A 21,262-nucleotide genomic window follows, 5' to 3' on the forward strand; every position below is an offset into this window, starting at 1 on the left:
CTTCCCGCACGGGGAGGTACGACAAGCGATGATTAATTATTGAAATGCAGATGATCGCAGATTTTCGCAAAGAATATAAAGAGGAAGAACAACTGTCTCTTAATTTGCGTTAATCTGCGATCATCTGCGTTTTAATAAAACGCTGTTATAGTATGAATTAACTACTTAAACAAATAACTCTGTGGTGAAATATATTCATTACTTTTCAGCCAATAACCATGTCCACTTATGCCAGATACTTTCCAAAGGTCCTTGTTTATGTTTGGATAGCCACCATTTACAGAACCGGACTTGCAGTAAGAAAAGGACAATACCGATAATCAGACTAACTGTATAGCCGCAGTAAGGAGCCAGGTAAAATCCGAACGGAAAATAAATGATAGCTCCCATGATAGATTGGCTGATATAATTGGTAAGACTCATTTTTCCATAAAAACGTAGGTTTGTTACCGCCTTTCTGAATTTTTCTTTTTGATACAGGATCACAAAGGAGGCAACCAGGACAAACGTAAATGCAAACTTTTGCCACATATCAAAAGCAGTACCAACTGTCTGTTTGACTATGTCACTTTCGCTTTGCATAATCAACTCTTTTAGTGAATAGAGGGGGGCAAAACATATGGCAGCAACAATGAGCGTTTTAATCCAAAAACGAAGATGCGAGTCGGTGGTTACGAACAACTCTTTTCTGCCGATGTACAGGCCCATTAAGAAAAGTCCGGCTGTTTGCAGAAAACGTCCTGCTCCGATAGCCCAAAACAGACTGGCTTTTTGTCCCAGAGTGACATTACCTGCAATGAAATCCCAAAAGTTACCTGCTTTGGTATAATCGGCCACTTCCTGATACATTGCACCCACACCCAAATCGGGCAACGTATATGACGGATTGAATAAACTCATCAGATAATGGTACCACTCAATGGGCTGTAACAGGAAAAAGATTGCTGTGATCAGAATAGCTTTATTACTCCATTTCCGCACTAAGAACAATACAATCCCCACAATAGAGAAAAGCAGTAATACATCTCCCGCAGGAAAGAATGCGGCGTTTATGGTAGCAAAACCAACTAATAATACTAACCTCCAAAGAAAGCGATAACCAAAATCTTTTCCCTTCTTCTCTTGATTGTGGCATTGGATATAAAATGTAAATCCGAAAAGTAAAGCAAATATTGCGTAAGACTTTCCGGCAAAGAGTGAGAATACTACATTAAGTGTTCCGTTATCAAGAATGTTCAGCCATTCGGGCGAATCGGTCGGATAGACAGGAAATATAAAATGTTCTAAACTGTGTACCAATAAAATTGCCATTACGGCAAATCCTCTCAAGGCATCTATTACTTCAATACGTGGTGTTTTATTTACTGTTGGTTGCATAAAATTGTTTTTTATCTTCGTTAAATATCTTGTTGCAAACATAGTAATTAATTGTCATTCATCAGGTTCATTTTGATAAATATTTATTTTCGAACAGTTTTTTCTATTCGTTCCCAGTTATCAAAACAGTACTTATTGACTGATAATTGTCGTTGAAGGTTATGGATGGTAAAGAGTAAATATGAATGTAAATTATTGAATGACAGTGTGGTTAAATAATGTGTTCTTTATGCTGTAAAAGTACGTATTTAAGTGTGTATTAAATACGTACTTTTATATAAGAAGAGTACGTACTCTTATCTATAAAAAGTACGTACTCTTGTCAGACTAAAATTTATGATTAAGAAACGCTGTTAATGTTGTTAATTTATTATTTCCAATGATTTCTTCGATACATAATAGCTATGCTTCATTCGATAAATGTATAGTTACCAAAAAAGTAATTATAAAGATCCTTTCAGAGGAAATATTAAGATGGAGTATGGATTCTTGATCTTATGTAATTGCTTGATTTATAACGAATATAAACCTCTTTTTTAGAGGTAGGCAAAAGTGTACATTTCTGTGAGTGTTAATTGTACACTTTTGCCATACTTAACTGTACATTCCTGATGTACTAAATAGTACACTTTTGTAAAGCAAAAAATAGAGTGTTAAAAAACGTGTTAACAATATTAACAAGCCCTGTGTTTGATGAATGCATCATTTTCTTCTTTTCCTTGCCGAGCGGGCTATTTCTTTTTTTATCCATAGATAATATCCTGTCAGGGGTAAGGTAGCACCTAACAGTGAAGCTATAAAACTCAGAATCCGGGTAAACATACCTCCCCAGCTACCTACATGTACAGAGAAAATCCAGCCACGTATCTTGCCAGAATTATCCAGGTCTTTATAAAGTGTAGCCTCAGTTATTTCTCCATTTCTCGGATTAAAACTGTAACGGTCTGATGCACGTTGATTACCGAAACGGTTGAAAGAGACGTTTGCTGTACCGTTTGATACAGTGATTTGTTTATAATCGGGATTTTGAACTTTCAGTTGTTCGTATACTTTTTGCCACAAGGCGTAAGGAGAATATTCTCTGTTTCCTCTTCTTTCTTCACGATCTTCACCACGATTGTGACTTTCGCTTCGATTACGGCCTTCGCTCCGGCTATATCTTTTTTCGTCTCCTCTGTGACGTCCATCTTTGTTGCTTTCTTTGTTTCTTTCTCCCTGTCGTTCTTTATTTGATGTCTGAGAGGTCGTTTCCTGAGAAGAGGTTCCTTGTGTGGCTTCTACGCCAAATGCTTTATAGAATCCAGTGCGATACCAACCGAAAGACCAGGTCAGTCCGGTGAGAGCCAGTACGAGTAAGAAGATAAATGTGTACAGTCCACCTGCTATATGCAAATCATACCAGAATCTTCTCCAGCCTTTATTCACTGAAATTTTAAGGCTGTTTTTCAGAGCTTTGGCATTACGTGGAATCCAGATAATAATTCCGGATATCAGCACAAAGACAAACATCAACGTGCTGACGCCAACAATCATCTTACCCCAAAAGATACCTCCATCTGGTTTCATGCTATCCAGCAACCATCTGTGTAGCTTGAACATGGTCGTAAAAAACGGAGCACGTTCATATTTTCCTTTTATTTCACCTGTATACTGATCAATATATACAGATGCCCGTCTGGGTTTGGAGAGGTTGACCTGATATGCTTTTGCCGGATCGGATGAAATGCTGATTCCCGTCACTGATATACTATCAGGCAGAGTTGCTGCTACTTTCTGTACCAGTTCTCCAGCGGGTAGGGGAGTCTCTTCTACTTTACTGACATAATAAAAGTCGTGCCGGCACAATTCCATAATTTCATTCTCGAAAACTAAAGCTGCTCCGGAGAAGCAGATGACAGTAATGATTAAGCCGAAAGGAATAGAAAGCCAGAGATGTATTTGGCGAAATATCTTCTTCATATATCTTCTTTAGTAAGGTCATGAAAGGAGCCTGCAGCACATAAGGCTTGCAGGCTCTTCAATCTGTTTATTTTATGCTATTATTTATTTTACCTTCAATCTACCAACACCGCTGACTTGTGTTGCTTCTACTGCTATACCCATTGTTGCGGTAGCATTTGTCGGGTCAATCTTGTAGATAGCAGGATGGCCGGTAGTAGTTGTAACTGTGATATAAGTGAAACCGTTTTCTGTATACGGGGTATTACCGAAACCAGAGATCTGATCAGCTGATGGCAGGCCATCTACATAAGTAAGTTTTCCGGTTGTTCCTTTGTAAATAGCCAGTTGGTTGGCAACAAAATCTTCTTCACTTAAAGGACGGTCGTACATCAACATCAGGAAATAATCTTCTGTGAGGTGCCAGCAACGGAGGAAAGACTTCCCGCCGCTTTGTGCTTCAATGCTATAATAGTAGTTCGGATCAAATTCTTCTGTTCCGGCTTTGATACGTACCACTCCGGCATCCAGTGTAGTCCGTTGACGGGCATCACTCATTGTCTTGGCATAGCTGGGGGAGAATACATAGATATCGCCGTTATCTGCGCTCCAGATGGTCTGGTAGTACTGAGACTTCATACGGCCACAGGCATAACTGATCTGTTCTGTTTTGATAAGCTTCTTAGTTGTAAGCGTCTCGTCATCAAAAATTGCTACCCAGCATTCGTTAGGGTATTGTGTCCACTGTAGTTCTCCTTTTTTATAGCTGCTACTGTTCGAACCACCATCTTCAGTTTTTACCAGATCTTCGTTACCCGGCAATATCCATTGACCCCCGTTGGCTTTTCCACCATATTGGCTCAAACCCATTGGAACTGCAGCACTATAGATTTTATTGTTATGTTCCAGGATACCTGCAAGTGTTACAAATTCGCCATTACCCAAAAAGTTTTCTGACATGTATGCTTTATTTTGGGTATTATTGGTCGTAAATGTTTCGGCTGCTACATCCAGATAAGATAACAAAAACATCTTTGGCAAATATCCATTCTCGTCAGCATATTCCGTAGGTCCGTCGCCGGTGGAAGAAGTCATGATATACTTGTCATAGATACCGTAGGTGGTAAATCTCTTGACGGCATATTCTCCTGAGCGTGCCTGCATTTCATAGTTGGCATTCATGAAATACGACCGGGTTGTACCGGCATTTCCCTGATTGTATGTCAACCCATACAGATATTGGTCTTTATAAAATACCCATTGGGTTGCACCATCGTTCACAAGGCCATTATTTATAGTAGAAACAGTTCCTCCGTTTAAAGTTTCGGAAGTCAGCAGAACGTTAGTTGTATTTCCGGAGGCTGTGACAGAGGATGCGATTACATATTCACCTTTGCCTACAGTACCTGCTCCATTACCCTGTTCATCATCTGAACAGGCTGTCAATGTCAATCCGACCATTGCTGTTGCAAATAGTCCATTCAAAAAGAAGTTTTTCTTCATGTTATTTTTAATTTAAAACGATTTGTTATTTATTTTTATCTAAGTAGTACTTCAAATTTAGTTCATACAATGATAGTGTTTTATTGAAACGCAAATGATCGCAGATTTTCGCAGATTAAATGGCTGCGCTATACTTGAGCGATGATATGTTTTGCGTGAATCTGCGACAATCTGCGTTTCAATAATAGTATCATATAATTTTGAACCATTACTTATTGTTTTTTAGTTTCCAAAATGTATGCGAACCTTTCCATAGAATGCACGTCCGGCTTTTTGAAGGCTGAAGTTATCATACAATTTCTCGTTCGTGAAGTTACGGCACTCAAACGATATATTATACCGGCCATTCTGAAGGCTATATGAGAGTGCCAGATTGTGTGAGAATTGATTGGGTACCACATAATCACCTTTATTTGAACCAAGATTGGATGAATAATAAGTGAAACTATGCAAATACTGATTGTCATAAGACATGGTCAGTGTATTGCCTTTCTTCCAGAGATTCCGCCAGTAGAAGGATACATCCGAATCGGCAAACATATAGGGTAGGTTGGGCATACGTTCACCATAGGCAAGATTGGCTGCGTTGCTGGAAATGGAGGTTTTCATGTTGTCACGTACATTCATTTGTGTGAAATTACCTCCTATACTCAACCATTTTCCGAACCCATAACGGGCGGAGATGTTATATCCTTTTGTCAATACTTTGCCATAGTTAATATAAGTAGCGGCATATTTCCCTCCACTCAGATCTGCAATATTACGTTGGATATAATCTTTTGTATTACGATATATCAACCCTCCGTCTACGTATATGGAGTGCTTACCGAAAGTTTTATTATAACTCAGATTAAGGTTTAGGTTATCACTGCTCTCCGGTTTGATGCCGATATCTCCCATCTCCAGGTCTTCATCACCGAACATCTCTTCGATGGTGGGCAGACGGTAGGCTTTCTCATAAGATACCTTCACCTGTAAACCGGATAGAATGAAATAGGTACCTGCTGCTCCGTAACCCATGGAATTGATGCTACGGGTGGTACGTACATATTTATCTTGGTTGGTAGTCGTAGCTATCGGACCTGCCACAAACTGGTCGTAGTATTTACCAAATACGGAGAGATTCCATTTTTCAGATGGCATCAGGCGATAAGACAAACCGGAAATATTTTTGCGGGTCTCTTTGGCAATGGCATCTTTTTGTTCTTCTTTGGCAAGCAGAGAGGTATTAGAGCGATGGAAGGTATTTAACACATGATTGAAAGTCAGCATATGAGCCTTGCCGATACGATAATTAAGGGTTAAAGTACCGTTCCAGTTATTGTTATCCGCTTTTGAATACTGATTGGATTGTTCTCCCGGTGAATTCAGTAACTTCTTATCTCCATACCAGTTGTACTTATACGAAGCGGTATCTACATTCGTTGTCATATTTTTGTTGTAATTGGCCGTTAACACAACATCCAGACCTCTTGTAAACAGGTTACGCTTGTTGTACTCCAACGAGGGCATCAGCGAATGTCCTTTACGATGCTTCTGGCCATATACAATCTCCTGACGTACGCCTGTCTGGATATCTTTGTACATATTGGAGTAGGTAAAACCAAACATCAGCCGATCTGCCCATTTCTTGTCTACTACTCCGAGTTTACCGATAACGGCTTCATTATGATAGGTATCGTTGAAACGCTTCACACGCATCTTCTTATCTCTGTCAATTCTGCCGGTTTCGAAATCTTCTACAGGAGAATCCACATAGTAGTCGTTATCCGAATAGTTCTGGAAAGCATTGATTTCATAAGTAAATCCATTTTTGAAAGTCTGTCCGAAGTTGGCGTATGATTTGTGAGTATTGAACGATCCGTAAGAATAAGATGCATCCAGAAACCAACGCTGGCGTTTTTTGTTGGTGACAATATTAATGACACCACCAATGGCGTCAGTTCCAAAACCTACCGGTACTACCCCTTTATATACTTCGATGCGATCAGCAAAGTTCACGGGGATATTATTCAATCCAAAGGAGCTTCCCACCCCTTCCTGAGGTACACCGTCAATAAACACTTTGACGTGTTTACCGCTGAAACCGTCAAGCATGAGTTGCATATCCGAACCTACACCACCCGATTCACGGAGTTTCATTCCCGGTGCTTTGGTTAGTGCGTCACTTAGATTCTTTGTGGTATTCTGAAGTTCTTTCGTATCTACTGCTACAGCATTAAATGCCGATCTTTTTATTCGGCTTACACCCGTAGAGGTCACTACTACTTCATCCAGTTCGGTAGTAGCCGGATTGATCATAATATTTAGTTTGTTTCTCTCATCTTGTGTCAGTTCTACTTTTTTCTCTACTGTTTCGAAACCTACAGCAGACACAACCAATGTATAATGTCCGGCCGGGGCCTTTAAGTGATAAATGCCTTTTTCGTTGGTGGTACAGCCAAAGGTGGTACCTTTTAAATAGACGGTGGCAAAGTCAATGGTTTCTTTGGTTTCGGTAGATATAATTTTCCCTGACAACATTGCTCTCTGTTTTTGTGCAGAGACAGAAAACAGGCTGAGAGTTATTAAAAATAGGAGAACCAGTTTAAATCTTTTTGTTTTCAATGTGCTTTTATTATTTGTTTTTAAAACTTTGCAAAGGTCTTTATTATTTAGATTCTGCACAATCACTATGATTAGGTAATCTATGCATGGAAAATGTCGTGGATGTAATACGCTGCAATCACCATTAAGAGGTATATTACTTAAAATAGAATAAAACAGGTTGAAGAATAACGAACCAATATATCAACCGATTATACTATTATAGTTTAACGAAAGCTAAACTTAAGTTCTTTATATGTTTGACAACATATTCTTATTCGTTGATGTTGCTTTAATTTGCTGAATTATAGATATATAACTTTTTATATGCGCAACGTGTGTGCGCACACATTGTTGCTTATTCAGATTATTCATCTTACTTTTGCAGAAGAAAAATAGAGTTTAAGCTATTTATCCTATGAATAAAGAATCTTCAAATATTCGTATTATAGACATTGCCGAAATGGCAGGGGTATCCGTTGGTACGGTAGATCGGGTGATCCACAATCGTGGGCGTGTATCCGAAGAGAATGAGAAAAAAGTAAAGGCCATCCTTGAAAAGGCAAACTACCAGCCCAATCTGATGGCACGTTCTCTCGCTTCCAAGAAACAATATCATTTTATTGCTATCACTCCCTCTTTTGAGCCGGGAGAGTATTGGGAAGCCATTTCCGAAGGGATAGATAAAGCCGCTTCCGAGACGGAACTTTATAATATCAATGTAACCAAACTCTTTTTTAATCAGTACGATAATAATACCTTTGATGTGATTGTACGCAATCTCTTTGATGAAGAAGAGATAGATGGAGTACTGATTGCTACCTTATTTACCGATTCTGTGAGTCGCCTTTCCCGTATGCTCGATATCAGAAATATCCCTTATGTCTATGTGGATTCCAATATCGCGGGTGAGCACCAATTGGCCTATTTTGGTACAGAATCTTTTGATGCAGGATTTATTGCAGCCAAGCTACTGACGAGTCAGATTGGCAATCAACCGGACATTCTGATATCCCGGATCATCCATAATGGAAAGAACGATTCAAATCAGGGGAGGAACCGTAAAGAAGGCTTTTTGCAATATCTGAACGAGAATGGATTTGGAGGAAAACTGCATGAGGTTGAGCTAAAGATTGCTGATTCTGAATATAATTTTGCAAAACTGGATAAGATATTTTATGATAACCCCCGGATAGAAGGGGCTGTTATATTCAATTCAACCTGTTACATCTTAGGGAATTATCTCAAAGAAAGAGAGTTGAAAAATATAAAACTGGTGGGATACGACTTAATTGATAAAAACACAGAATTACTCTCCGAGGGAGTGATTACTGCTTTGATAGCCCAACGTCCCGAACAACAAGGATATAACGGCATTAAGTCTTTGTGTAATCATCTTGTGTTGAAACAAAACCCTGAGAAAGTAAATCTGATGCCGATAGATATTCTCATTAAAGAGAATCTGAAATATTATTTGAACAATAAATTATAACTTAATAAAACAGAGAATCATGAACGAATTATTTAGTGTAAAAGACAAAGTTGTTGTAATCACCGGTGGTGCCGGTATTTTAGGTAAAGGTATTGCCGCTTATCTGGCAAAAGAAGGTGCTAAGATTATAATTCTTGATCGTAGTGAAGAAGCTGGAAATGCACTTGTACAGAGCATTAAAGCCGATGGAGGGGATGCAATGTTCCTTTATACTGATGTGATGAATAAGGAAGTACTTGAAGGGAATAAAGCTGAAATCATGAAAGCTTACGGACGCATTGACGTATTGCTGAATGCTGCCGGAGGAAATATGCCGGGAGCTACCATTGCACCGGATAAGACTTTCTTTGACCTTGAGATCGATGCTTTTAAAAAGGTGGTAGATTTGAATCTTTTCGGAACAGTTTTGCCTACGATGGTATTTGCCAGTATCATGGTTGATCAGAAGAAAGGTAGTATTGTAAACTTCTGTTCAGAATCGGCTCTTCGTCCGTTGACTCGCGTAGTAGGTTACGGAACGGCCAAAGCTGCTATCGCTAATTTTACTAAATATATGGCTGGCGAACTGGCTTTGAAATTTGGTGATGGCTTGCGCGTCAATGCTATTGCTCCGGGATTCTTCCTGACTGAACAGAATCGTACTCTGTTGACCAATCCCGATGGTTCTCTGACCGATCGTGCAAAGACTATCATTGCTCATACTCCGTTTGGCCGTTTTGGTGAACCGGAAGATTTGTACGGAACCATCCAGTATCTTATTAGTGATGCCTCTAAATTCGTAACCGGTACAGTAGCTGTTATTGATGGTGGCTTCGATGCTTTCTCAATTTAAATTAGAAGTTGGGAGTTAGTAGTTGGAAGTTGGAATGAGAGTAATCTCAATTGTAAATCGTAAATTGTCAAATCGTAAATAAAAATAGTATGTATTTATGTGAACAAACCTGGCGCTGGTATGGTCCTAATGACCCTGTGAGTCTGTGGGATATAAAGCAGGCTGGTGCCACCGGAATAGTGAATGCCCTTCATCACATCCCTAACGGAGAAGTGTGGACAGTAGAAGAAATCATGAAGCGCAAGCAGATGATTGAGGAAGTGGGTCTTACCTGGTCGGTAGTTGAAAGTGTGCCTGTGCACGAACATATTAAGACCCAGACCGGTGATTACCTGAAATATATTGAGAATTATAAAGAAAGTATCCGTAATCTGGCTCAATGCGGTATTATGGTCGTTACTTACAACTTCATGCCTGTGCTTGACTGGACACGTACTGATCTTGCCTATACAATGCCCGATGGTTCTAAAGCACTTCGTTTTGAAAAGGCGGCTTTTGTAGCTTTTGACCTGTTCATCCTTAAACGCCCCAATGCTGAAAAGGATTATACAGATGAAGAGATAGCCAAGGCAAAAGCACGTTTTGAACAGATGAATGAAGACGATAAGAAACTTCTCGTTCGTAATATGATTGCCGGCCTTCCGGGTTCAGAAGAAAGTTTCACCGTTGAGCAGTTCCAGGAAGCTCTTGACAGATACAATGATATTGATGCCGAGAAACTTCGTTCCAACCTTATCTTCTTCCTGAAAGAGATAGCTCCGGTTGCCGATGAAGTGGGAGTGAAGCTGGTGATTCATCCCGATGATCCTCCTTATCCTATTTTAGGTTTACCCCGTATCATGAGTACGGAGGAGGATTTTGTTAAACTGATAGAAGCGGTTCCTAACGAATCAAATGGCCTTTGTCTATGTACTGGCTCTTTCGGTGTGCGTGCCGATAATGATCTTGCCGGAATAATGGAGCGTCAGGGTGATCGCGTTAACTTTGTTCATCTGCGTAGTACACAACGTGATGCTGAAGGTAATTTCTATGAAGCCAATCACCTGGAAGGAGACGTAGATATGTACAATGTGATGAAGAACCTGTTGAAGTTGCAGCAACGTCGCCGGTGCTCTATTGCCATGCGTCCTGACCATGGCCATCAGATGATTGATGATCTGAAGAAAAAGACGAATCCTGGATATTCATGCCTGGGACGTCTCCGTGGTTTAGCAGAGTTACGTGGTCTTGAATTGGGTATTGCAAAGTCTATCTTTTAGTACGGTTTGCATCGGTATATATGTCAAATGATGTATTTGAAATATATACTTTAAATAATGAATGAGATGTGTCTTCTTTAACACATCTCATTCTTTTTTTTTGTTTGCTAAAGGCTGTATTTATGCATTTATCGTCTATATTTGCTCCATCTATAGTTTTGAATTAAATAATAAGTAGCATTTCAAATTTAGTTCATACTATGACAGCGTTTTATTGAAACGCAAATGATCGCAGATTAAATGGCTGTGCTATACTTGAGCGATGATATTTTTTGCGTGAATCTGTGAGTTTCTGCGTTTCAATAATAATATCATATAATTTAGAATGATTACTTAGCCAATTGTGTATTACTATGAAACCACTTTATCAAGAACTTCCGTTTTCTGTGGAGAATTACATTAATTTCTATCGGGAGGATTTACCTTACTTTATTGTTCCGTGGCATTATCATCCCGAAATAGAGATTATGTGTATAGAGCAAGGTAGTGGAACTCGTTTTGTGGGTGATCATATTGAGAGTTATGAAGTAGGGGATGTTTGTATTATTGGTCCTCAGTTGCCTCATGAGTGGAGAAACAACAAAGAGTTTTTTGGAGAAGAAACCGGATTGCGATCTGTATGTTTGTGTGTTTACTTCCGTAAAGAGCTATTTGAAGGAGTGATGATCAACTTGCCGGAATTTATGCATATCCGGAGTTTGATAGAACGTTCCCGCCGGGGTATAAAGTTCACAGGAACGGCACGCGAGCGTATTGCTGATTTTATCCGTAATACTTTTGATTCAAATGGGGTAGTGAGGGTTACCAATCTGATCACTCTATTGGAAATGATGGCTAATACGGATGAGTATGAGTTGCTTGCCAGTGTCGGTTTTACCCAGTCAGTCAATTCTTCCGATTTTGAACGTTTTAATAAGATATACCAATATCTGGTGAAAAACTTTAATCAGCCGATAAAACTTGAAGATGTAGCCGGTTTAGTAGGACTTACCCCTACTGCCTTCTGCCGTTATTTTAAAGAACGGACAAAGAAAACTTTTGTACAATATCTGAATGATATGCGTATCGGGCATGCCAAGCGGCTCTTGATAGAAGGTAAGATGAAAATCTCTACTGTGAGTATGGAAGTGGGATTTAATAACCTGTCTAACTTTATCGAGCAATTCAAAAAGACAGTTAATATGTTGCCCACTGAGTACCAGAAACAGTATGGTGTGAAAAACAAAAAGGCTATTTAATATATACTCTGTATTCTGGAATATTATCAATTAAAATCTATATACCTATATTAATGATAAGATAACATAATTATCGGGGAAAATAGGAGACAGGACGCCTGTGTCTATCACCTACCTTTGTTCCCATCGAATTACATGTGGAATCTTAAAATATAGGTGATTATGGAAAATAAAAAAATTATCTTTCCTGAACTGTTCTTTACCGATAAGAATTTAGTTGGACGTGATGTTTGTAAAATTTCCCGGAATTTATCTGATTTAAAAGGCATCTTTGCCGATGTGGAAGCTTTTGAAAAAATGCCTCAGGACAAGCTTGCCTACGAAGTCAGTAGTTTTTTACCCGAAAAGGAAGGGACTCCGGGAGGATTGTATTTCGGTATTACTTATTTGTATCCGGGAAAAGTCGGCAATGAGTATATGATGACGAAAGGACATTATCATGCGAGTATCGACCGGGCAGAATTTTATTGGGGCTTAGAGGGAGAAGGAATGCTTATCCTCATGGACGAACAACGCAATGTATGGGCAGAGCGGGTGTTTCCCGGCAGTTTGCATTATATTCCGGGAGGAGTGGCCCACCGGATGGCAAATGTAGGAAGTTCTCTTTTTTCATTTGCAGCTTGTTGGCCTTCGGATGCAGGACACAATTATGCCGAAATTGCCGAGAAAGGATTTTCCGCAAGGTTGATTGAAGTAAATGGTATTCCTCATTTAATCTGATTTGCAATGTATTGTATAGCAATAGATTTAGGAGGAACCATCATTAAAATCGGTTTGGTAAAAGGAAATGAGATACTTGAATTCAGTTCATTTCCTGCCATAGCTGGTAGTCTGGATAGTAATCTTCCTGCTATGGGAGGGATAATAAACAGACTGTTGAGCAAATGGAAAGTGTCGAGAGAAGAGCTTGCAGGTATGGGGCTCGCATTTCCGGGTATGGTAAATCCGAAGGAAAAGAGAGTAACTTCTACCAATGATAAATACGATGATGCCTGTGACATAGATCTGCCTTCCTGGGTTGACAGGAACTGGGGAACCTCATTTATTATCGATAATGATGCTCGTCTGGCACTTGCCGGAGAATGGTATATGGGGGCCGGGAAAAATAGCCGGAATATGGTAATGATGACTATCGGGACAGGTATTGGTACCGGAGTTGTTTTAGATGGACGGATTATTAAGGGAACTCATTATCAGGCTGGTTCATTGGGAGGACACATCGTTGTGGATTATCGGGGACGACGTTGTACCTGTGGTAATATTGGTTGTGTAGAAGCAATGGCTTCTTCTTTCTTTCTGCCGGAAATAATTCGTACCCATCCCAAAATCAGCAGTGAATATAAAGCAAAAGCTTCCTCTTATGATTTTAAGACCTTGTTTGACCTGATGAGACGGGGAGAGCCGGAAGCTACTCTGTTGTGTAAAGATTGTATGGATGTATGGGCGGCAGCCATCATCAATTATATTCATGCTTATGATCCGGAAATCGTTGTGATTGGTGGTGGCATTATGCGTAGTGCGGATATCATATTACCTTATCTCAAAGAACGGATTGATCGTCTGGTGTGGGCCCCGGAAAATAAAGTGGAGATAACAACTTCTTTATTAGGAGATAATGCGGCCCTTTTGGGAATTTCATGTACGTTGTCAACAATAAAAAAAGAAAGATGCTATGAACAGATATTTTAATGATAAATCTAATTATGATAAATATCCGGTGGTAAATGTGCCGGGTATGGAAGGAGAATGCCGGGTAGGTTGGGAAGCTATTTCCGATTGTTTGAATAAAGACTTGTCGCAAATTGATAAAAAAGTAAAGATCGTAGTTCTGGAATGTTATCAGGGGGTGTTGGATGATGAAGTGGTAGAGGCTTTACAGTCTTTTTTCCCTTCTTCTCATTGGTTCTTTTCGCAGGATGCTATGTTATCATCGGAAAGGATAAATGCTCTTTTGAAACAGGATATTACAGACGATGAAATATTCGGCTATATGACTCGTCAGACAATGGATTGTTATTTTGACGAAAAGAAGTTGAAAGATGTCCGTTCGGAGATTGCTGCCGTTGCCGAAGGTATTGTTTTTGTCTATGGAGTTGGAGCTGCTTATATACAGCCGACATCCGACTTATTGGTTTATGCCGATATGGCCCGTTGGGAAATACAGATGCGTTTCCGTCGTAATGAAGTATCCAACGTTGGTGTTGAAAACAAAGAAGAACGTGCTTCTTTACAGTATAAACGTGCTTTTTTTGTTGATTGGCGTATCTGCGACCGGTTTAAGAAAAAATTGATGAAGAGATGGGATTACGTGCTCGATACGAATATAGCTGGTACTCCTAAGATGGCGACAGCAAAGGCAGTATGGAACGGATTGGAAAAAGCATCCCGTACGCCGTTTCGGGTAGTTCCTTTTTTTGATCCGGGACCTTGGGGCGGACAATGGATGAAAGAGGTGTGTGACCTGGACCGCGATGTTCCTAATTTTGCCTGGTGCTTTGATTGTGTTCCTGAAGAAAACAGCCTTTATTTCAGTTTTGGAGACGTTCGTTTTGAAATACCGTCTATTGATCTTGTTTTTGCTTATCCGGCACGTCTGCTGGGCAATCCGGTATATGGACGTTTTGGCGATGAATTCCCTATCCGTTTTGATTTTCTTGATACGATGGGAGGGGGAAATCTGAGTTTGCAGGTACATCCTCTGACGCAATATATACAAGAGAAATTTGGTATGCACTATACACAAGATGAGAGTTACTATATGCTGGATACCGCAGAAGATGCTACTGTCTATCTGGGTGTGAAAGAAGGCATTGATCCGCAAGAGATGATTAATGCTCTTAATGAGGCACAGGAGAGCGGACATTTTGATGCGGAGAAATATGTGGGCAATTACCCTGTTAAGAAGCACGATCATTTGTTGATACCGGCAGGTACGATACACTGTTCCGGAACAAACGGGATGGTACTTGAAATTAGTGCAACCCCTTATATTTTTACTTTCAAACTCTGGGATTGGGGACGTTTAGGATTGGATGGTCGTCCACGTCCTATCAATATAAAGCATGGCCAGGAAGTTATTCAGTGGAATCGTACAGAATCCTGGGTTAAAAAAGAAATATTCAATCGGATAGAGCTAATCGCTGAAGGGGAAGGCTGGAAAGAAGAGCGAACCGGTTTGCATGAGAATGAGTTTATTGAAACCCGCCGGCATTGGTTTACGGTTCCTGTTTTGCATCGGACAGATGGTAGTGTGAACGTGCTTAATCTGGTAGAAGGAAGAGAAGCTATTGTAGAAAGTCCGACAGGAAAATTTGAGCCTTTTGTGGTTCATTATGCTGAAACTTTTATAGTTCCCGAATCTGTGAAAGAGTATACGATCCGTCCTTACGGAGAATCCGAAGGAAAGCAATGTGCTACCATTAAAGCTTTTGTCAAACATAATCCTTAATCTGCTTTTTGATATGATTTTTAATCCGGGTTTTAATATAGAACCTACAACGAACCCCATGGGGTTCGTTTATGGGGCCGATGTTTTTGGTCCTCAGGTAGAGAATCGTTTGTTGAAAGACATTCGTAAGAGTTTATCCGATCCTGATTGTGAGGGGCCGGAAGTAGTGTATGCCATTGCTATGGATGTTGGTAAAAAGATCCATGCAGAGTTATTGAAAGAGAGGCATCTTCTTTATGGAGTAGTGACCTATGCAGCCGGAAAATTAGGCAAAGAACCGATACGTAGCCAGGGGCACATTCATTGGGTTTCAAAGTTCAGTCATTGGTCTACTCCGGAAGTTTATGAGATATGGTCGGGTGAAGCTATTATTTATATGCAGGAGTTTGCAGAAGACAATCCCGGACGTTGCTTTGCCGTTTATGCCCATCCCGGTGATGTTGTGATTGTACCTCCATACTGGGCACACGCCACTATTAGTGCCAATCCGGATAAACCATTGACATTCGGTGCCTGGTGTGATCGTGATTATGGTTTTGAATATGATGGAGTCCGTAAGCATAAAGGCATCGCCTGGTTTCCCGTTTTCAACGATAAAAATGAGATAGAGTGGCAGGCAAATCCATTGTATGATAAGTCGGAACTGATATGTAAATCTCCTGCCGGTTATTCAGAGCTGGGTATTGTAAAAGGCGAAGCAATCTATACAACTTTTGAAAAGAACCCGGATACATTTTTATATGTTCCCCGTCCGGAACTGAAAAAAGAAGTATGGGAGAATTATGAACCTTAATAAAGCAGAGAAACATTAATAAACAACCCAATTTAACTACCATGAAAACAGAGTATAATAGTAAGCTTATTTATGTCATAGCAGTAGTTGCTGCTACAGGTGGACTGTTGTTTGGATTTGATACCGGAGTGATATCAGGAGCCATTCCTTTTTTCCAGAAAGATTTTGGAATCGATAATAGTATGATTGAAATAATTACGGCTTCCGGATTGTGTGGTGCTATTTTAGGAGCACTCTTTTGTGGAAAGATTACAGATACGCTCGGACGTAAAAAAGTAATATTGGTATCCGCTGTCATTTTTGCCATTGGCGCTTTATGGTCCGGATTTGCTCCCGATGTTTATCATCTGATTGCTTCACGTTTATTTTTGGGTGTAGCTATCGGAGTTTCTTCTTTTGCCGTACCTCTTTATATTGCAGAAATCTCTCCTGCAAAAAAACGGGGAGCTTTGGTTTCGATGTTTCAATTGATGGTTACGATAGGAGTATTGGTTTCTTATCTTTCCGATTTATTTTTTGCCGATGAAAGTCAGATAGATTGTTGGCGGCCGATGTTTTACGTCGGGGTTATCCCGGCTATTGTTTTGTTTGTAGGTATGCTATATATGCCCGAAACTCCGCGATGGCTGATGAGTCGTGGAAGAGAATCGGAAGGATTGGCCGTTCTGTCACGTATCGAGAGTCCGGAATCGAGAGACGAGGCATTTGAAGCAATTAAGAGAGAAGTAGTCAAAAGTCGCGAGGAGAAAGCCGGGTATCGTGAATTGTTTAAACCCTGGTTACGCAACGCTGTGATCATTTGTATTGGCATTATGTTTTTTCAACAGTTTGTGGGAATTAATACAGTCATCTATTATAGCCCTAAAATATTTCTTATGGCTGGGTTTGACGGTACGGTTTCTGCTATCTGGGCTTCTGTGGGAGTGGGAGCCGTCAATCTGCTTTTTACCATCGTTTCTGTATATTTTGTAGATCGGTTGGGAAGGCGCAAACTTTTTTTCACTGGTCTGACAGGAATCACGGTTTCTCTGATTTTATTAGGTATTTGTTTCGCTTTCTCCGCTTCGTTAGGCGATGCGGGTAAATGGTTGTCCGTCACATTGGTCTTTTTCTATGTGGCTTTTTTCGCTATCAGCATTGGTCCGTTGGGGTGGCTTATCATTTCCGAAGTATTTCCTCAGAAACTCAGAGGGCTGGGTTCCTCCATCGGTTCTTTGTCCGTATGGTTTTTTAATAGTATTGTATCTTTTACTTTTTTCAAAATTGTGCATGCTTTCACTATCAGTGGCACCGAGATATATGTGGAAGGTGAGAATCTGGGAAATCCGGCCGGTGCATTCTGGTTTTATGCAGTAGTGGCTTTAGCAGCTTTGATATGGGGATACTTCTATGTTCCGGAAACCAAAGGAATCTCTTTGGAAAAGATCGAGGAGTATTGGCGCAAAGGTGGCAAACCACGCTTTCTGAAATAGAAAAACCGAACGAAATATTGGAATAATACCAATAAATAGACCTTGAAATGATTATTATGGTAAGATATCATAATTATCAGCTAAAATGGCGGAAAGAAGGTATGTTGCTTATCCGTACTTTTACATTCGTCATTCGATGCTAACCAAAACTCTTTTATTGATCGGGATATAAATAGACTATAATAAATGAAAACACAATGAATATGAAAACAGAGTATCTATGTAAGAGTCGTATGAAGCATATTTTGCTTATAGGGACTGCAATGTTTCTTATTTCTCCCATTACCCTTTATGCCGGTGTTACAGTAGACCTGAATACAAATACTGAAACCGGAATTATGAATGTGGCACAGCAACAACAGACTGTAAAAGGTATTGTAAAAGGGCCGGACGGATTGCCCGTTATTGCTGCCAATATCTCCCAGAAGGGAACTAATAATGCTACCATTACCGATTTGTATGGTAACTTTACACTGAATATTACAGGACAACACCCTGTTCTGGTTATTTCGTATATAGGATATGTCACTACGGAAGTAAATGTGTCAGGAAGGGCTTTTATTGAAGTAGTGTTACAGGAAGATGTCGAAGCATTGGATGAGGTAGTGGTAGTAGGATACGGAACCATGCGTAAGAAAGACGTTACGGGAGCCGTATCTTCAGTCCGGACAGAGGATATTACTAAGAATGCTACTTCTAATGTGATGCAAGCCATTGCAGGAAAGATGTCGGGGGTACAGGTTGTACAAAATTCCGGAACTCCGGGAGGTGATGTCTCTATTCTTATACGTGGAGTTGGTACCATAAATGATGCATCTCCTTTGTATGTTATCGATGGGGTGCCTGTCAGCGGCGGTATGTGGTATCTGAATCCTAATGATGTAGAATCTATCGATGTTTTGAAAGATGCTTCGGCTACGGCTATTTACGGTTCCCGGGGAGCCAACGGCGTAGTGATGGTTACTACTAAACAAGCACAGGAAGGGCATACGGAAATTAATTTTGATTATAGTTACGGCATACAACATACGGCAAAAACATATGACATGCTGAATGCATCACAATATGCCGCTTTACATAACGAAATGCGTACTAATGCCGGACCTGAATATTCTTTAAATCCGGCTTTCTCCGATCCGGAATCGTTAGGAACGGGTACCGACTGGATGGATGCCATTTTCCGTACTGCACCCATGCAAAAGGTGAATCTTTCCATGTTAGGTGGAAATCAGAAGATAAGCCATGCTACCTCATTGGGCTATTATACGCAGGATGGTATTATGAAGAATTCGTCTTATAATCGTTTGAGTCTGCAATCGAATATATCCTCTAAAATTGTATCAAATGTAACGGTAAGAGCAAACGTAAACCTGAGTGCGGAGAATCGTCGTACTCAACCGGTCAGCACAGTTATTCAAAATGCAATGCGTATTTTACCTTCTATTCCGATTCAGGATGAAAATGGTGAATATGCCGGTCCTACCGGTAATGCAGAATGGAATGGAAATGCACTAAATCCGGTGGCTATTATCAATGAGCAAAATTATCGGATGAAAGGATTCCGTATGTTATCCAATATTTCTCTTGAGTGGGAAATTATAAAAGGACTGAAGTTCAAAACCACAGGTGGAGCTGAGTTAGGGTATGATTATAATAATTCGTATATTCCTAAGTACAAATGGGGAATGAATGAATCGAAGAATACCATGCAAACTGTTTCTTCTGCTTATGAACAGTTGTATTTGTGGGATAATACTTTGAATTATGATAAGTCTTTCGGGAAACACCGGATAAATGCCATGGTAGGTACTTCTTATCAGGAATATAAAAAAGAGAGTGTATCTGCTTCTGGTTCCGGGCGTGCCAGCGAACTGACTACGGAACTGGATAATGCAACTAAAGCGACCGATGTAGGAGGTAATTCATTGCGCTGGGCGTTGATGTCGTACATGGCACGTTTACATTATTCGTATGATGACCGTTATTTAGTGACAGCAACTTTCCGGGCAGACGGTTCGTCGAAATTCGGTAAAGACAATCGCTTTGGTTACTTTCCCTCCTTTGCTGCCGCATGGAATATAGGCAACGAATCTTTTATGCAATCTGTGAAGCCCATCTCTCAACTGAAACTCAGAGCCGGTTACGGACAGACAGGTAATCAGAATATCGGTGCTTATGCTTTTGCCGATAAGCTGAGCGTGAACGGAGTTTACAATTTTGGTTCTCAACGTGGTTTCGAATCAAATCTGGTAAATTTGATATATCCTTATCTTTTATCCAACCCGTCAGTAAAATGGGAAGCTGTAGAACAGTATAATGTGGGTGTTGACATTGGTTTCTTAAAGAACCGTATTGTTGCAAATCTTGATTTTTACGTGAAAAACACACGTGATATGTTAACCAAAAAACCGGTTCCTCAAACAAGTGGTACTTCCTTGGAACAGGCAGATTGGCCACCGGTAAATATAGGTAAGGTACTGAATCGGGGTTTTGAATTTACCATCAATACAAAGAACTTTGTAGGAGAGTTTAAGTGGGAGACCAATCTTAATATGAGCTTCAACCATAATGAAGTTGTCTCTATTGGCGGTCCTGAAATTTTGAACGGTGTAAGCCTTATTCGGGAAGGACAACCTATAAACTCTTTCTATGGCTACAAACTGGGAGGAGTATACCAGACACTTGATGAAGTGTTCACCGGGCCTGTAATGGAAAATCGTGCAGCGGACAAAGCGTCTCACAACCCTTATAAAAACACCTCTCCCGGTGATATGTGGTTTGTTGATGTGGATGGAAACGGTGAAATTAATGATCTGGACCGTACGGTTATCGGTAATCCGTCTCCGGATTGTATTTTTGGTTTCAATAACACGTTCAGTTATAAAAACTTTGATTTGAGTATTTTCTTTCAGGGTGCTTTGGGCAATCAGGTTTGGAATGGTGTGAGAGCCAGCCATGAGAGTATGAACAGTACCTATAACCAACTGGCATCTACTTTAGAGAGATGGACGGGTGAGGGAACCAGCAGTTCTATGCCACGTGCCATATATGCCGACCCGAATAATAACTCACGAGCTTCTACCCGTTGGCTGGAAAATGGTTCTTATGCAAAGCTCAAAAATCTGACATTCGGTTATACGCTTCCGGAAAACTGGACAAACAGGGCAAAAGTAAAAGCGTTACGCCTTTATGTTAGCTTCGATAATCTCTGTACTATAACCAACTATTCAGGATTGGATCCGGAAGTCGGATTAAGTGGACTGGACTATGGAGTTTATCCTTCCGCCCGTACCTATATGTTTGGTGTATCCGTTAAATTCTAAT

At 40.2% G+C, this 21,262-nt stretch carries 14 protein-coding genes; 10 read left to right on the forward strand and 4 right to left on the reverse strand.

Annotated elements, in window-relative coordinates:
- Window positions 1-198: 198 nt before the first annotated feature.
- The 4 genes from VCM39_RS07285 to VCM39_RS07300 form a co-directional block, all read right to left on the reverse strand.
- On the reverse strand, window positions 199-1,377 hold the full coding sequence (locus VCM39_RS07285) for a DUF418 domain-containing protein (protein WP_322933489.1): 1,179 nt from the start codon (window positions 1,375-1,377) through the stop codon (window positions 199-201).
- A 702-nt stretch (window positions 1,378-2,079) separates the two neighbouring features.
- Window positions 2,080-3,336, reverse strand: a complete 1,257-nt coding sequence (locus VCM39_RS07290) for a PepSY-associated TM helix domain-containing protein (RefSeq protein ID WP_289292675.1) — start codon at window positions 3,334-3,336, stop codon at window positions 2,080-2,082.
- A gap of 84 nt (window positions 3,337-3,420) precedes the next feature.
- Window positions 3,421-4,818 (reverse strand): DUF4374 domain-containing protein, encoded by a 1,398-nt coding sequence (locus VCM39_RS07295; protein ID WP_322933488.1) that lies wholly within the window; start codon window positions 4,816-4,818, stop codon window positions 3,421-3,423.
- A 222-nt stretch (window positions 4,819-5,040) separates the two neighbouring features.
- The gene (locus VCM39_RS07300) at window positions 5,041-7,341 is read right to left on the reverse strand and encodes a TonB-dependent receptor (RefSeq protein WP_322933487.1); all 2,301 of its coding nucleotides are present in this window, start codon (window positions 7,339-7,341) and stop codon (window positions 5,041-5,043) included.
- A gap of 481 nt (window positions 7,342-7,822) precedes the next feature.
- On the opposite strand from VCM39_RS07300, the gene VCM39_RS07305 reads away from it, so the two are divergent.
- From VCM39_RS07305 to VCM39_RS07350, 10 genes are all read left to right on the forward strand, one after another.
- Entirely contained in the window at window positions 7,823-8,896 is a 1,074-nt protein-coding gene (locus tag VCM39_RS07305) for a substrate-binding domain-containing protein (protein ID WP_322933486.1), read from the forward strand.
- Between the two features lie 19 nt (window positions 8,897-8,915).
- Complete coding sequence (locus tag VCM39_RS07310; RefSeq protein WP_002561482.1) at window positions 8,916-9,728, forward strand: SDR family oxidoreductase; 813 nt, start codon at window positions 8,916-8,918, stop codon at window positions 9,726-9,728.
- Window positions 9,729-9,817: 89 nt separating this feature from the next.
- The gene (uxuA, locus tag VCM39_RS07315) at window positions 9,818-10,987 is read left to right on the forward strand and encodes a mannonate dehydratase (RefSeq protein WP_320997331.1); all 1,170 of its coding nucleotides are present in this window, start codon (window positions 9,818-9,820) and stop codon (window positions 10,985-10,987) included.
- 353 nt (window positions 10,988-11,340) lie between these two features.
- A complete protein-coding gene (locus tag VCM39_RS07320) occupies window positions 11,341-12,225 on the forward strand; it encodes an AraC family transcriptional regulator (protein WP_002561484.1) in 885 nt (294 codons plus the stop codon).
- A gap of 162 nt (window positions 12,226-12,387) precedes the next feature.
- Window positions 12,388-12,945, forward strand: coding sequence for a glucose-6-phosphate isomerase family protein (locus VCM39_RS07325; protein WP_007486685.1), 558 nt, complete (start codon window positions 12,388-12,390; stop codon window positions 12,943-12,945).
- Window positions 12,946-12,951: 6 nt separating this feature from the next.
- Window positions 12,952-13,914 (forward strand): ROK family protein, encoded by a 963-nt coding sequence (locus VCM39_RS07330; protein ID WP_195350810.1) that lies wholly within the window; start codon window positions 12,952-12,954, stop codon window positions 13,912-13,914.
- Window positions 13,898-15,673 carry a class I mannose-6-phosphate isomerase gene (locus tag VCM39_RS07335; protein ID WP_195350808.1) on the forward strand — a complete coding sequence of 592 codons (1,776 nt, stop codon included), beginning with the start codon at window positions 13,898-13,900 and terminating at the stop codon, window positions 15,671-15,673. Before VCM39_RS07330 ends, VCM39_RS07335 begins: the two co-directional genes overlap by 17 nt.
- A gap of 13 nt (window positions 15,674-15,686) precedes the next feature.
- Entirely contained in the window at window positions 15,687-16,466 is a 780-nt protein-coding gene (locus tag VCM39_RS07340; RefSeq protein ID WP_025867622.1) for a glucose-6-phosphate isomerase family protein, read from the forward strand.
- 41 nt (window positions 16,467-16,507) lie between these two features.
- Window positions 16,508-17,938, forward strand: a complete 1,431-nt coding sequence (locus tag VCM39_RS07345) for a sugar porter family MFS transporter (RefSeq protein WP_370788546.1) — start codon at window positions 16,508-16,510, stop codon at window positions 17,936-17,938.
- A 203-nt stretch (window positions 17,939-18,141) separates the two neighbouring features.
- Window positions 18,142-21,261, forward strand: coding sequence for a SusC/RagA family TonB-linked outer membrane protein (locus VCM39_RS07350; protein ID WP_289292681.1), 3,120 nt, complete (start codon window positions 18,142-18,144; stop codon window positions 21,259-21,261).
- Window position 21,262: the final 1 nt, after the last annotated feature.

It is taken from the genome of Bacteroides mucinivorans (assembly GCF_034654355.2).
Taxonomy (GTDB): domain Bacteria; phylum Bacteroidota; class Bacteroidia; order Bacteroidales; family Bacteroidaceae; genus Bacteroides; species Bacteroides nordii.

What these genes read in the sequence shown, in the direction of transcription:
- VCM39_RS07345 (WP_370788546.1), top strand. Translation starts at nt 16,508, where the DNA reads ATGAAAACAGAGTATAATAGTAAGCTTATTTATGTCATAGCAGTAGTT.
- VCM39_RS07335 (WP_195350808.1), top strand. Translation starts at nt 13,898, where the DNA reads ATGAACAGATATTTTAATGATAAATCTAATTATGATAAATATCCGGTG.
- VCM39_RS07285 (WP_322933489.1), bottom strand. Translation starts at nt 1,377, where the DNA reads ATGCAACCAACAGTAAATAAAACACCACGTATTGAAGTAATAGATGCC.
- VCM39_RS07350 (WP_289292681.1), top strand. Translation starts at nt 18,142, where the DNA reads ATGAAAACAGAGTATCTATGTAAGAGTCGTATGAAGCATATTTTGCTT.
- uxuA (WP_320997331.1), top strand. Translation starts at nt 9,818, where the DNA reads ATGTATTTATGTGAACAAACCTGGCGCTGGTATGGTCCTAATGACCCT.
- VCM39_RS07290 (WP_289292675.1), bottom strand. Translation starts at nt 3,336, where the DNA reads ATGAAGAAGATATTTCGCCAAATACATCTCTGGCTTTCTATTCCTTTC.
- VCM39_RS07295 (WP_322933488.1), bottom strand. Translation starts at nt 4,818, where the DNA reads ATGAAGAAAAACTTCTTTTTGAATGGACTATTTGCAACAGCAATGGTC.
- VCM39_RS07325 (WP_007486685.1), top strand. Translation starts at nt 12,388, where the DNA reads ATGGAAAATAAAAAAATTATCTTTCCTGAACTGTTCTTTACCGATAAG.
- VCM39_RS07320 (WP_002561484.1), top strand. Translation starts at nt 11,341, where the DNA reads ATGAAACCACTTTATCAAGAACTTCCGTTTTCTGTGGAGAATTACATT.
- VCM39_RS07305 (WP_322933486.1), top strand. Translation starts at nt 7,823, where the DNA reads ATGAATAAAGAATCTTCAAATATTCGTATTATAGACATTGCCGAAATG.
- VCM39_RS07300 (WP_322933487.1), bottom strand. Translation starts at nt 7,341, where the DNA reads ATGTTGTCAGGGAAAATTATATCTACCGAAACCAAAGAAACCATTGAC.
- VCM39_RS07330 (WP_195350810.1), top strand. Translation starts at nt 12,952, where the DNA reads ATGTATTGTATAGCAATAGATTTAGGAGGAACCATCATTAAAATCGGT.
- VCM39_RS07340 (WP_025867622.1), top strand. Translation starts at nt 15,687, where the DNA reads ATGATTTTTAATCCGGGTTTTAATATAGAACCTACAACGAACCCCATG.
- VCM39_RS07310 (WP_002561482.1), top strand. Translation starts at nt 8,916, where the DNA reads ATGAACGAATTATTTAGTGTAAAAGACAAAGTTGTTGTAATCACCGGT.